A 13,324-nucleotide genomic window follows, 5' to 3' on the forward strand; every position below is an offset into this window, starting at 1 on the left:
TTATCAGTGTTGACACATAAAAAGAGGTTCAGACACATAAACAGGCTGTGGAGAAGACTTTCTCCACAGCCTGAAAAGAGAAGCCTTTTTAGGCTTCTCTTTTTATTTTGAAATGGATACAATGTCCAAATGGATCCTCGACTTGTAATATTCCATCTTTGTACGTAGCAATTTTGCCAATATTTTTTAAGCTTTCACATACTTGCTCTTTTTGTTTTTCATCCGCTAGTACAATTGTGAAATATTTCAAACCAACAGAACCTGGCATTTGCGGTGGTACCCCTTCACCTTGCCACGTATTTAAACCGATATGATGATGATAACCACCTGCTGATACGAACAACGCTCCATTACGAGCTGGGATCGTTATTTCAAAACCAAGACCATCAACATAGAAACGTTTCGCTTCCTCTAAATCAGCTACATGGAAATGAATATGCCCCATCACAGTACCAGCTGGAAATCCATTCCATGTACTTCCTTGCTGTAATAATTCTTCACCAGCTAACGGGTTACTAACAAATGGGAGTTCTCCATTCTCATCACGCCAAACTTCTTTTTGTCGATCATGATAAATTTCAATCCCGTTTCCATCTGGATCAGCTAAATAAAGAGCTTCACTAAAGTAATGATCGGCTCCACCATGTAGTGGATATACCATCTCTACAAGATGACGAAGAACATTCGCTAAATCCTGCCTACTTGGTAATAAAATTGCGTAATGATATAACCCTGTTCTTGCTCTTTGCTTCGGAAAAGCTTCTTTCTTTTCTTCAATGATAAGAAGTGGTTCATCATTTTCATTCCCAAATGTAACGACTGCTTCTTCTTCTTTTAGCACCTTCATACTTAGTACTTCCGTATAAAACTCTAGTGATTTCTTTACATTAGATACGTATAAATGAACAACATCAAGTGTTGTATCGGGATGAAGTTGAAAACTCATCTTGTTAGCCCCCCCATTTAAATTAGTTCTTCTTTGACATTTTTTCTTTTAAGAAATTATCTACAAAACCATCAGCTTTTGCAACAAATAAGTATGCACCCATTGCTAATAATGCAAGTTCTAATTCGAAACCAGGATTTTTTCCATCTCCCAATAAACCAGCTGACCATTTCACTTTTACGATTGCCCCAACCATAACAAGTGCAAATAATAATCCAATATATCTTACACCTAAACCTAGAATTAATAATAGGCCTCCAACTAATTCAAATGTTGCTACACCGTATGCCAGTCCTCCTGGTAAACCAATGCTTGTAAACCATCCTGCAATATTGTCAATTCCTGATTGGAATTTTGTTAAACCGTGCATAAAGAACGTTACCCCTAACACGATACGAATAATTAAGTTACCAATATGTTGATTCATTTCTTTCTCTCCTTTATAGTTTTCTTATACAAAACTTTTATTCACATTACAAAACATACACTAATTTTTTTTATTCGTCAATTCATTTTCATTGGGAAAAAATATATTTTTTTTGCTATGATACAAATAGTTGTTTACAAAAAGGAGCTTGATTTTATGAATATTGGTTCTGCAATACGTGAAATTCGTCAACGTAGAGGCATAACAATTGCACAAATTTGTGAAGGAACAGGTCTTTCTAAAGGCTTTATGAGTCAGGTTGAAAATAATAAAACATCACCATCTATCTCAACGTTAGAAACGATCTCAAATTTTTTAAACGTTCCCCTTCCCTATTTATTGTTAGAACAAAAAGATCGATTGAAAATTGTTAAAAAAGAAGAACGAAAATACAGTGTATACGGCAAAGATGAGCAAAGAATTGAACATGTTGCGGAGCAAGGTGGCCTTCGCCTGAATCTCGTAGAAATTCCTGCCGGGTTTCCGAAAGAAAACTCACCAAATGCCCATGAAGGTGAAGAGTGTCATCTTGTATTACGCGGAAAGCTAGAAGTTCAACATGGTGAAGATATTGCAATTGTAGAAGAAGGTGATTCTTTCTCTTGGAATGCATGCGTTCCACATATTGTTCGTAATGTAGGAAAAGAATCCGCACTATTACTTATCTCTAGTCATGCGGAGAATCGAAAACGCGTTTACTAATCAATAAAAAAGAAGCCTGCTTCAAACAGGCTTCTTTTTTATTCTCGTATAATCCCGTAACTTGTCCCAACTAGCACCGTCTTTTCATGTTGATTGCGATAAACTGATTCGATTGAAACTTTTTTATACCCTTCCATTTGCTCTATATTTGTTAAAGTTAATTCACAAGTAATCGTATCCCCTGTAAAAACTGGTCTAATAAACTCACTTACTAATTCTCTTGCTATGTAATGTAACTCTTCGCCTACTTTCGTTCCAATGCTAGCAGTCAATAAACCATGAACCATTAATCGGCCATTCTCATCATATTCCATATGATGTCTCCCTTTATCACCTGTAATATTTGCAAATTCGAAAACTTCTTCCTCAGTAAATCTTCTTTCATATTTAAATACTTCCCCAACTTTTATACTCATTTTTATCCCCCTAATAATAAACTGAATTTTCTTTCATTTTATCACGAAATGAGTCTTAATTCATTTTCTATTACAAAAAATAATTAGAAATACTTATAACTGTATTTCTTTACTTTTCACCCATTTACCGATGACCATCTCTTTTTGCGATTTGGTATCCATAATACGCACATGTACCATTTCTGGATAACTCTCTAACTTCAAATCCACAACTTCTATAAAAATCAAAATTGTTCGCAGATGTATGTGCAAACCAATCACCATGGGGAAGCTTTTGTAAACAAAGAGCTACAAGTTTCTTACCCAATCCTTTCCCCCTATACTCACACTTCACAACCAAATTTACTATGTTAGCAACCATCATTTGATCAGAAATCACTCTAACCATCGCAACCATTTCTTCTTCATCCCAAATTGTGAAAGCCCATGTTGAATTTTCAAATGCAAGCGTAAATTTTTCAATTTGCCAAGAAGGGATATTATCATTACTCCAACCCGCATCTTCAAATAAAGTTTTAATTGCATATGCTGGTACTCCATTCGTTCCTTCACGGATAATAAGCCCATTATGGTAAATATACATGTAATCCCCCCTTTATTTTTATATACCATTCTTCAAAAGATGCAATTTACCTTTTTTCATCCAACTCGCTTAATCGAATAAACAAGAACATCCATCCCCTGAAATGAAGTTGTTTTCTCATAACTAAGCCCTGTTTTTCTAGCAACAAATATTGAGGCGGGATGGTTCGGATTAATAAGAGAAATTAATTTATTCATTTGTAATGCTTGGAAACCGTAGTCTCGAAATGCCGCAGCTGCTTCTTTCGCATACCCTTTTCCCCAATACTGAGGAAGTAACCAATAACCAATTTCAATTTCCTCTTTTCCATCTATCTTCTGCTTTACTAGTCCCGCATGACCAATTCGTATTCCCGTTTCCCTTTCAATCATTACAAATAAACCGAGACCATTTTTATAATTAGGAATTACCCACTCCTCCAAGCTTTTTTTGCATTGCATATATGTTTTTAACGTCCCATTTCCAATATAGCGCATTACCTTCTCGTTTCCCCATAGTGAAGCGTAGAACTGTAAATCATCCATTGTATATTTGCGAACTTGTAAACGATCTGTATGAAACATTTCTGCACTCCTTCCCACTAATGTGTTCTTTATTTCACGACCATATTTTACATTTATAATAAGTATTACTACCTATTATAAATGAACGAAACAAAAAATGCAGAATGTTCATTCTTTTACCCGATAAAAAAAGCAGTAGACAAATATTGTCTACTGCATCCATATCATAACTAGCACAAAGAAAACTACAATTGAGGGGGGTGTAGGATTTTCAAATATACTAGATACTTATCCCGTTCTAACGGGCGGTAAACTTTTCAATTATTTGAAAGTGAAAAGTTTACCGCACATAAGAACTTTTGCGGTCATTAAGAGAGCACTGTTAAGTAATCAAACACACGCTGTGCTTTTTCTCCACCCATTCGCGCATGTTGAAGAAGGGAAATACCATGTGGGCCAGATGCACGTAATGCTTCTGGTTGTGCTACTAAAATAGCTTGTACAACTTCTAACTCTCCAAGCATAGCTGCAGCAAAAATATCCATGCGAGCACCCTTTTCCAGTAAATAAAGAGCAATATCTTTACGACCTACATGTGCCGATGCTCCTAAGGCACTTTCCCAATCTGATCCGCCCCAATTGTAAGAGGCATGAAGTAAGCTGGGCGATTCAACCAACAGTTCCTGTACTTTTTCTAAATTTCCGTGAGCTGCCATAACAAATTCTCTTACTAACTCAGTGGTAATACGCTCTTCTGTATGCATCGCTCTTCTCCTTTTTTAGAAATTCGTTTCGGTGTAAAAAATGGTTTGTCACTTCCTTGAAAAATATCCACTTCTATACCAAATACATATTGAAACATTTCATGACATAATACTTCTTCTGGTACACCGTCATACTGAATCTCCCCTCGCTTTAATACGAGTAAACGATCACTATATTGAGTAGCTTGGTTAATGTCATGTAAAACCATTACAATTGTCATACCAAACTCCTCATTTAATCGTTTCACAAGTTCCATTACTTCCAACTGATGAACGATATCTAAAAAAGTTGTTGGCTCATCTAATAATAAAACATTCGTGCGTTGTGCTAGCGTCATTGCAATCCAAGCACGCTGCCTTTCTCCTCCTGATAAAGATTGTAAAAGACGATATTCATACCCTTCAAGATTTGTAACAGACAATGCCCAATTAACAATTTCTTCATCTTCTTTATTTAAGCGAACACTCCATGATTTATGGGGGCCTCTTCCAAATTCAATTAATTCTTTCACTGTTAAATCTAATTGATGATCATGCATTTGTGGTAACATCGCTAATTGCTTCGCTACATCGGCACTCTTCATCGTATGAATATTTTTCCCATCTAAAATGATTTCCCCTTCGCTTTGTTTAAGTAGCCTTGCCATTAAACGAAGCAAAGTAGATTTCCCCGATCCATTCGGTCCAATTAAACTAACAACTTCTCCAGCTTTAATATGTACATTCATATTTTGCATTTGAAATCTTTCAGAATGTGCGTAAAACACTTTTTCAACGGAAATCACGTTGTTTTCCTCCTCTATGAATTAAATATAAGAAGAACGGACCACCTAAGAAGGATAATAAAATACCAACAGGCAATTCGATTGGATCGAACCAACTTCGAGCTATCGCATCCGCAAAAACAAGTAATACCCCGCCGCCAAGACATGATAGAGGCAGCAAATATTTATAATCATTTCCAACTAATAAACGTAGCATATGCGGTACAACAAGACCGACAAACCCAATAAGTCCAGAAACACTAACTGCTATTCCAGCTAATAATGTACTTACTACGATTAAATAAAAACGACTTTTTTCCACGTTATGTCCTAATAACTTTGCCATTTCATCTCCAAGCATTAATACTCGAATATGCTTAATACCAAAGAAGGCTAATATAATAGCAAATATCGCATAATAAATAATCATATTTAAATGTGCCCAGCTTACACCACCAATGCCACCAGCTAACCACGGTAAAACAGATTGTACTTTGTCACTATGTAATAACATTAATGCTGACGTTGCTGCACCAATCAATGCATTAATCGACACACCTACTAAGACAATTCTTGAAGGTGGTGCCCCTTTTTGCCATGATAAAGCATAGATGACCATTGCTGTGATGAAAGCTCCTAAAAACGCCCCTAGCGGTAAAAAAGCCATGTGCTGAGGAAATAAAATCATAATTATAATTGCTACAAGACCCGCTCCAGATGAAACCCCGATAATACCAGGGTCTGCAAGAGGGTTTCTCATAACCCCTTGCAATAATGCACCTGATGCCGCTAAACACGTTCCTACTATAAATCCAACGAGCACCCTTGGTATACGAAGATCCCATACAATTCGATGAACTATCGAACCTTCATCTTGCATCCCTGTTAGGATGTCTCGTAAAGAAAAGGATAAACTTCCCGCGAAAAGACCGTAAAAAAGACCTAGAATCGTTAATACGACTAAAATAACTGCTATTCCCCATCTTTTTTTCGCAAAAGGATGTTCCTTTTCTCTTACTACTTCATTACTCTCCATACTTATCATTTCCTTACATCTTGTATACTTTTATACATAAAGTCCATAGCTTCTGTTACTTTTGTTCCAGGATTTGATCCAAATAAGTCTGGTGGTAAAATAACTACACGATTTTGTTTTACTGCATCTAAATTTTTCCACGCTTCATTTTTCATCATTTCGCCTTCAAATGCTTTTTTCACGCTATTCGGGTCTCCGTGTGTAATTAAATAAATTACATCTGGATTCGCCTCAATAATACGTTCTACACTTAGCTGTGCATATTGCGGATATTCTTTCATTTCTGGAAAACCAGCTGCAATATTTTTTCCGCCCGTTTTCTCTAAAATGTCACCTGACAGAGATGTTGGTAATGCTGCTAAATAAGTTCCTGGTGCTCCATACACTAGCAATGCTTTCACATCACTCTTTTTCTCATATTTCTTCATTTGATCATTCATTTTTTGATTCAGTTCTTTTGCTTTATCTTCTTTCTTCATTACTGCTCCGTATATTTCAATATTCTTTTGAATATCTTGTACAGAATTTGCAGTAGAAATGACTACTTTCGTCCCTTGACCTTCAACCGTTGGAACATTCTTTTGGAATCCATTGTTAGCAACAAGTACATCTGGCTTTAAGCTAGCAATTTGCTCAAAATTCGGCTGATGTGCATTCCCAATTACTTGCGCTTTCTTTAACTCCTCCGGAAGAGTTAATTTCGTATCTGGACGACCTATAATCTTTCCGCCTAAAGCATGAATAATATCCATATCACCCATACTTAATGTTGCAAAGCTCTCTGGTGTTTTATCGAATGTTACCCTTCTTCCCGATAGGTCGGTAATTTCGATTTTTTCTTTTCCTTTTTCTGTTTTGGTTGCAGATGCTTTGTCGTTTCCCTTTGCATTGCAACCTATTAATAAGAAAAAAACAGATAAAATCGCTGTAAATAGCGTAATAGACTTTTTCATTCTTCCACCTCTAATTGATAATGATAATCATTAACTACTATTCTACTTTAATTGACAAAGATTATCATTGTCAACAAAAACGCATACATTTTCTTCAAAAAAAAACAAAAAGCGCTACAAAAAGATCCTTTCTTTTTGTAGCGCTCTATTTAATACTATTACTCACATTCATTTTCCTCCAACTGGTCACGCATCACTTTTACACGCTGAAAGAAAAAGAACGATAAACTTAAAAATATAACGATGCTCCCCATCATAACAAAAAATTGTATCGTTTCTTTTGCTCCATTCGGAATCAATAAGCCAACCATTAACAATGTGCTTACAGCGAGAAGGATCTGTCCGAACCGAGTATAATCTTCTATTTTCCCTTGTAATTCTTTCATCATATTCTCACTCCTCCATCTCACTGTATCATATTCTATGAAACTGAAAGACAAGTAAATGCAGCCATTCGGGGAGATGTTTTCCAAAAGAAAAAGAGCCGCTTAATTGCGACTCTTTCCTATCTATTCCACACCTTTATATGCTTCCATATAAATTTCTTTCAACTCTGAAATGAGCGGTAATTTCGGATTAGCTGTTGTACATTGGTCTTCAAAAGCCCGTTCTGCTAATACTCCAACAACCTCTTCAAATTTCTCTTTATCGACTCCTTGCCCCATAATACTCATATTAATATTCAAGCTTTTTCCAAGCTCAATAATTGCTTGGACAAGTGATTCCACCCCTTCTGCTGCCGAACTTGCTGGAAGCCCGAGCATTCTCGCTATATGTGCATATCTTTCATCTGCCACAAAGTACTCATATTTTGGGAACAATGCGTGTTTTCTTGGCTTAATAGCATTATAGCGGACTACGTGCGGCATTAGAATGGCATTTGCGCGTCCGTGCGGAATATGGAATTCTGGTCCAATCTTATGTGCTAAGCTGTGATTAATACCGAGGAAAGCATTTGCAAATGCCATCCCTGCAATTGCAGAAGCGTTATGCATTTTTTCTCTTGCTTCTTCATCATTTCCATCTTTATATGCTCTCGGTAAATATTTGAATACGAGATCAATAGCTTTTAATGCTAATCCATCTGTATAGTCATTTGCCATAACAGACACATACGCCTCAATTGCATGTGTTAAAACATCCATACCAGTATCTGCTGTTACATGTGGTGGTACTGTCATTACAAATTGCGGATCAACAATCGCTACATCTGGTGTTAATTCATAATCTGCGAGCGGATACTTTATATTATTTTTCTTATCTGTAATAACCGCAAATGGTGTCACTTCTGACCCTGTTCCTGATGTTGTTGGAATGGCAACAAACTGCGCTTTATTTCCTAATTCCGGATATTTACATGTACGTTTTCTTATATCTAAAAATTTCTGTTTAATGCCATAGAATGATGTTTCTGGATGCTCATAGAATAACCACATCCCTTTTGCCGCATCCATAGCTGAACCGCCACCAAGTGCAATAATTACATCAGGCTTAAAGCTTCTCATCATTTCCGCACCTTTAAAAACAGTTTCATCTGACGGATCTGGCTCGACCTCAAAGAACACTTCAACTTTCACATCATTTGCATGCTTACGTAAATAGTGCGTAACTGTGTCTACATAGCCGTGCTCAACCATTCCTGGATCCGTTACAATAAATGCGCGTGAAATGTTAGGCATATTTGCTAAATACGCCGTAGCATGTTTTTCAAAATAAATTTTTGGTGGCAACTTGAACCACTGCATATTCTTTTTTCTATTTGCCAGCCTTTTTATATTTAATAAATGAGTCGCTGTTACGTTTTGAGAAACTGAGTTTTTCCCATATGAACCACAACCAAGTGTAAGCGATGGAATAAACCCATTATATATGTCACCTATTCCGCCTTGTGATGAAGGTGCATTTACAATAAGACGGCAAGCTTTCATACGTAAACCAAATTGTTTTTGTACTTCTTTATTTGTAGAATGAATGACTGCTGAATGCCCTAAACCTCCAAGATTCAACATTTCTTCGCAATATGTAAATCCTTCTTCTAATGAATTCGCTTTTACACAAGCTAATACTGGGCTCAGTTTCTCACGAGATAGTGGATACGCTGCCCCAATTCCTTTAATTTCAGCTACAAGTATTTTTGTATGTTCAGGCACAGTAATCCCAACTAATTCGGCAATATACTGTGCAGATTTCCCTACAATATCACTATTTACTGCACATGTATTTTCATTTATAACGAGCTTTTCTAATTTCTTTCTCTCCTCCTCTGTTACAAAGTAACAATTATTTGCAATCATTTCTGTTTTGACATCATCATAAATTTCTTTATCGATAATGATTGCCTGTTCCGATGCACAAATCATACCGTTATCAAATGTTTTCGATAAAATTAAATCATTAGCAGCTCGTTTTACATGTGCTGATTTCTCTATATAACACGGTACATTACCAGGACCTACACCTAGTGCTGGTTTACCAGTAGAATAAGCCGATTTCACCATACCAGCGCCTCCAGTTGCTAGAACGAGTGCGACACCATCATGGTTCATTAATTGTTTCGTTGCTTCGACAGATGGTCTTTCAATCCATTGAATACAATGCTTTGGCGCACCCGCCTTCACCGCTGCATCATATACTGTTTTGGCCGCTGCAACGGAACAATTTTGTGCAGAAGGATGAAATGCGAAAATAATTGGATTTCTCGTTTTTATCGCGATTAATGCTTTAAACATTGTTGTTGACGTTGGATTCGTTACTGGCGTTACTCCAGCTACTACACCGACTGGTTCCGCAATTTCTATTATTTCTTCATGAGGATCTTCATGAATAACTCCTACCGTTTTATCTTTCTTTATGCTATGCCAAATATATTCAGTGGCAAAAATATTTTTTATGCATTTGTCTTCATAGACACCACGGCCTGTTTCTTCAACAGCCAATTTTGCAAGCGACATATGTTGATCAACACCTGCTAGTGCCATTTCATGAACAATGTTGTCAATCTGTTCTTGTGTAAAACTTTCTAATGCTTGTAAAGCTTCTTGACCGTTATTTACTAACGTATCAATCATCTCTTTTACCTCTTGCATTTCATTTACAACTTTCTCTTTGACTACCATGTAAATTTCCTCCTATTCTGTTATCACGGTCTTTATAAGTCCCTATAGGTCATAAGAAGTCCCGATTAGCGAAAAAAAAATAGAATTACCGTCCTACATGAATCCCATCGTTTGTGAAATATTTCACAAGTTTATTCGTGAATAACATTTCATGAATTCAATATACATGAAATCATTTCATTTGTGTATGTCTAATTTGTGAAATATTTCACAAATAAACATAATAAAAATGCACTGCTCCACATTAGCAGTGCATTTTTATTATGCTAGCGCTTGTGCTAAATCTTCAATTAAATCTTCACCATCTTCAATTCCGACAGAGATACGAATTAATGTATCTGTAATTCCTAATTCTTTACGACGATCTGCTGGGATTGATGCATGTGTCATTTGAGATGGGATAGAAATTAAACTTTCGACTGCTCCTAGGCTTTCAGCAAGTGTAAAGTATTGCAGTTTCTCAAGTACTTTATTTAATGTTTCCTCACTATCTACATCAAATGAGATGATAGCACCAAATCCGTTTGCTTGTTCTGTTGCTAATTCATGGTTTTGATGTGATTCAAGGCCTGGATAATATACTTTATTTACTTTTGGATGATTATTTAAGAATTCAGCAATTGCGCGTGAATTCGTTTCATGTTCTTCCATACGAATTCCTAACGTTTTTAAACCGCGAAGTAGTAAGAAGCTATCTTGTGGTCCAAGAATACCTCCCGTTGAGTTTTGTACAAAGTGAAGGTCTTCTGCTAGTTGTGGGCTATTTACCACTACTAGACCTGCAACTACGTCACTATGACCTCCTAAATATTTCGTTGCACTATGAAGTACAATGTCTGCTCCTAAAGAAATCGGCGACTGCCAATATGGCGTCATGAATGTATTATCAATAATTGTTAATAAATCTTTCTCTTTAGCAAGAGTAGATATTTTCTTAATATCAGTAATTTTTAGTAGTGGATTCGTTGGTGTTTCCACATAGATCGCTTTCGTATTTGGACGAATTGCTTCTACAACTTCCTCTAAGTTTGTTGTATCTACAAATGTATGCTCAATACCGAAGCGGTTTAATACTTTCGTAATAACACGATACGTTCCACCATACACATCATCTGTTAAAATAACGTGATCACCTTTTGAGAACAACATAATTGTTGCTGTAATAGCAGCCATTCCCGAACCAAATGCAAATCCAGCATGACCGTTTTCTAATACGGCAATCATTTCTTCTAAAGCTGCTCGTGTTGGGTTGCCTGTACGTGAATATTCATATCCTTGATGCTTACCAACTGCTTCTTGTTTATACGTACTTGTTTGATAAATCGGTACGTTTACAGATCCAGTTGAAGGTTCTCCTATGCGAATACCATGAATTAATTTTGTCTTTGCTCTCATTTTTTATTCCCATCCTTTGTATATGTCTTTACTTAAATAGCGCTCACTACTATCAGGAAAAATCGTTACAATATTTGTACCTGGTGTTGCTTTCTCTGCCTCCAGTAAACTTGCATGAAATGCTGCTCCTGAAGAGCTCCCAACTAAAAGTCCTTCTTTTTGCGCTAATTCTTTTACTCGTAAAAATGCATTTCGATCAGAAATCGTATGAATTTCATCAAAATAAGATGTTTTCAAAAATGGTGGAATAAATTCAAGACCAATTCCTTCTGTTTCATGTGAACCAGCTTTACCACCATTTAAAATAGATCCTTCTGGTTCTACAATAACTGTTTTAATATCTATATTTTTTTCTTTCAAATAAGATGCAGTTCCCATGAATGTACCGCCGGTTCCTGCTCCAGCAACAAATATGTTAATCTCTCCATTCAATGCATTCCAAAGTTCAGGACCTAATGTTTTGAAATAAGCACGTGGGTTTGCTTCATTCGCAAACTGACTTGGAGAGTATGAATTCGGTATTTCATTTACTAACTCTTTTGCTTTTGCAATTGCTCCGGTCATTCCTTGCTCAGTCGGTGTATGCACGACTGTTGCGCCTAGCGCTTTCATTAATTCTTGTTTCTCAATACTAAATTTCTCTGGTACACAAACAATAACGCGTAAATCATGTTCTAACGCTGCAAGTGCCAGTCCAATACCAGTATTTCCAGCAGTCGGTTCAATAATTGTTCCACCCTGCGTGACAAGCCCTTTTTCTAGCGCGTCTTCGATTAATTCTCTTCCTAAACGATCCTTAACGCTTCCGCCTGGGTTATAAAATTCAAGCTTCGCAAATAAACGGACCCCTTCTGGAAGTGAAAACCGAGTAATTTCTACAATTGGTGTATGACCAATTAACTCATGAACTCCACGATATACATTCATCGTGTTCTCCCCCTTATTTGCCAATAAAGAAAAGGCAACTGTATGTATTTTCTTTATATGAGACAGTTGCCTTTTTGTTACATTACTTTAACTCTTCTAGTACTTTTACGATAAAGTTTGTAGAATGAAGGGCTGCTTGATCTAAAAATTGATCAAATGAAACATTTGATTCTTTACCAGCAATATCGGAAAGTGCGCGGATGATAACAAACGGAACTTCGTATTGGTGGCACACTTGTGCAACAGCTGCCGCTTCCATTTCTACTGCATAAAGATTTTCAAATTTATCACGAATTGCTGCAACGCGGTTCGGATCACTCATAAATGAATCCCCTGTTGCAATCATACCTTTTACAACTTGAATATTCTCTTCAGCTTGCATACATTTCTCAGCTAATGCAACTAATGCCTCATCAGCTTTAAATCCAGGTGGCATTCCTGGTACTTGACCATATTCATAGTTAAATGCTGTTACATCTACGTCATGGTGACGAACTTCTGTTGAAATAACTACATCTCCAACATTTAGAGAATGATGGAATCCACCAGCTGAACCAGTATTAATTACTTTTTCAGGCTTATATTTTTCTAATAAAATTGTCGTTGACATCGCTGCATTTACTTTACCAATACCAGACTTTAACAAGATTACTTCATGCCCTGCTAATAGTCCTTTCGTAAATTCACAACCCGCAACCGTTTCTGTTTTTGCTTGTTCTAATTTGTCACGTAAAATACGTACTTCTTCTTCCATTGCTCCAATTACAGCAATTCTCAATCTAATCCCTCTTT

15 protein-coding genes are annotated in these 13,324 nt (G+C 36.5%); 1 reads left to right on the top strand and 14 read right to left on the bottom strand.

All coding sequences use genetic code 11. The features are described from left to right. Window positions 1–88: 88 nt before the first annotated feature. Both JDS98_RS27365 and JDS98_RS27370 read right to left on the bottom strand, forming a co-directional pair. The gene (locus tag JDS98_RS27365) at window positions 89–946 is read right to left on the bottom strand and encodes a VOC family protein (RefSeq protein ID WP_000009832.1); all 858 of its coding nucleotides are present in this window, start codon (window positions 944–946) and stop codon (window positions 89–91) included. Between the two features lie 22 nt (window positions 947–968). Continuing rightward, on the bottom strand, window positions 969–1,373 hold the full coding sequence (locus JDS98_RS27370; RefSeq protein WP_001071553.1) for a DoxX family protein: 405 nt from the start codon (window positions 1,371–1,373) through the stop codon (window positions 969–971). Between the two features lie 156 nt (window positions 1,374–1,529). On the opposite strand from JDS98_RS27370, the gene JDS98_RS27375 reads away from it, so the two are divergent. Next, a complete protein-coding gene (locus JDS98_RS27375; RefSeq protein WP_001020691.1) occupies window positions 1,530–2,075 on the top strand; it encodes a helix-turn-helix domain-containing protein in 546 nt (181 codons plus the stop codon). Window positions 2,076–2,113: 38 nt separating this feature from the next. Here the strand turns inward: JDS98_RS27375 and JDS98_RS27380 are convergent, their stop codons facing one another. From JDS98_RS27380 to mtnN, 12 genes are all read right to left on the bottom strand, one after another. Next, the gene (locus JDS98_RS27380; RefSeq protein WP_000025016.1) at window positions 2,114–2,491 is read right to left on the bottom strand and encodes a hotdog family protein; all 378 of its coding nucleotides are present in this window, start codon (window positions 2,489–2,491) and stop codon (window positions 2,114–2,116) included. A gap of 124 nt (window positions 2,492–2,615) precedes the next feature. Beyond that, window positions 2,616–3,074, bottom strand: a complete 459-nt coding sequence (locus tag JDS98_RS27385; RefSeq protein WP_000276121.1) for a GNAT family N-acetyltransferase — start codon at window positions 3,072–3,074, stop codon at window positions 2,616–2,618. A 56-nt stretch (window positions 3,075–3,130) separates the two neighbouring features. Further along, the gene (locus tag JDS98_RS27390; RefSeq protein WP_000469138.1) at window positions 3,131–3,637 is read right to left on the bottom strand and encodes a GNAT family N-acetyltransferase; all 507 of its coding nucleotides are present in this window, start codon (window positions 3,635–3,637) and stop codon (window positions 3,131–3,133) included. Window positions 3,638–3,945: 308 nt separating this feature from the next. After that, window positions 3,946–4,341 (bottom strand): ankyrin repeat domain-containing protein, encoded by a 396-nt coding sequence (locus JDS98_RS27395; RefSeq protein WP_000556701.1) that lies wholly within the window; start codon window positions 4,339–4,341, stop codon window positions 3,946–3,948. Then, the gene (locus JDS98_RS27400; protein WP_000626361.1) at window positions 4,308–5,126 is read right to left on the bottom strand and encodes an ABC transporter ATP-binding protein; all 819 of its coding nucleotides are present in this window, start codon (window positions 5,124–5,126) and stop codon (window positions 4,308–4,310) included. The genes JDS98_RS27395 and JDS98_RS27400 overlap by 34 nt, the downstream gene beginning before the upstream one ends. Continuing rightward, window positions 5,113–6,141: a FecCD family ABC transporter permease gene (locus JDS98_RS27405; protein WP_000445394.1), complete on the bottom strand. Its 1,029-nt coding sequence runs from the start codon at window positions 6,139–6,141 to the stop codon at window positions 5,113–5,115. Before JDS98_RS27405 ends, JDS98_RS27400 begins: the two co-directional genes overlap by 14 nt. Before the next feature lie 5 nt (window positions 6,142–6,146). Beyond that, window positions 6,147–7,094, bottom strand: a complete 948-nt coding sequence (locus JDS98_RS27410; RefSeq protein ID WP_199634532.1) for an ABC transporter substrate-binding protein — start codon at window positions 7,092–7,094, stop codon at window positions 6,147–6,149. A gap of 158 nt (window positions 7,095–7,252) precedes the next feature. Continuing rightward, the gene (locus tag JDS98_RS27415; protein ID WP_033657341.1) at window positions 7,253–7,480 is read right to left on the bottom strand and encodes a YrhC family protein; all 228 of its coding nucleotides are present in this window, start codon (window positions 7,478–7,480) and stop codon (window positions 7,253–7,255) included. Window positions 7,481–7,603: 123 nt separating this feature from the next. Continuing rightward, window positions 7,604–10,210, bottom strand: a complete 2,607-nt coding sequence (gene adhE, locus JDS98_RS27420; protein WP_098977021.1) for a bifunctional acetaldehyde-CoA/alcohol dehydrogenase — start codon at window positions 10,208–10,210, stop codon at window positions 7,604–7,606. 261 nt (window positions 10,211–10,471) lie between these two features. Next, complete coding sequence (locus JDS98_RS27425; RefSeq protein ID WP_001201921.1) at window positions 10,472–11,605, bottom strand: bifunctional cystathionine gamma-lyase/homocysteine desulfhydrase; 1,134 nt, start codon at window positions 11,603–11,605, stop codon at window positions 10,472–10,474. 3 nt (window positions 11,606–11,608) lie between these two features. Continuing rightward, on the bottom strand, window positions 11,609–12,532 hold the full coding sequence (locus JDS98_RS27430; RefSeq protein ID WP_001103866.1) for an O-acetylserine dependent cystathionine beta-synthase: 924 nt from the start codon (window positions 12,530–12,532) through the stop codon (window positions 11,609–11,611). Window positions 12,533–12,614: 82 nt separating this feature from the next. Next, window positions 12,615–13,310: a 5'-methylthioadenosine/S-adenosylhomocysteine nucleosidase gene (mtnN, locus tag JDS98_RS27435; protein WP_001217044.1), complete on the bottom strand. Its 696-nt coding sequence runs from the start codon at window positions 13,308–13,310 to the stop codon at window positions 12,615–12,617. Window positions 13,311–13,324: the final 14 nt, after the last annotated feature.

It is taken from the genome of Bacillus cereus group sp. N11 (assembly GCF_016483605.1).
Lineage (GTDB): Bacteria > Bacillota > Bacilli > Bacillales > Bacillaceae_G > Bacillus_A > Bacillus_A toyonensis.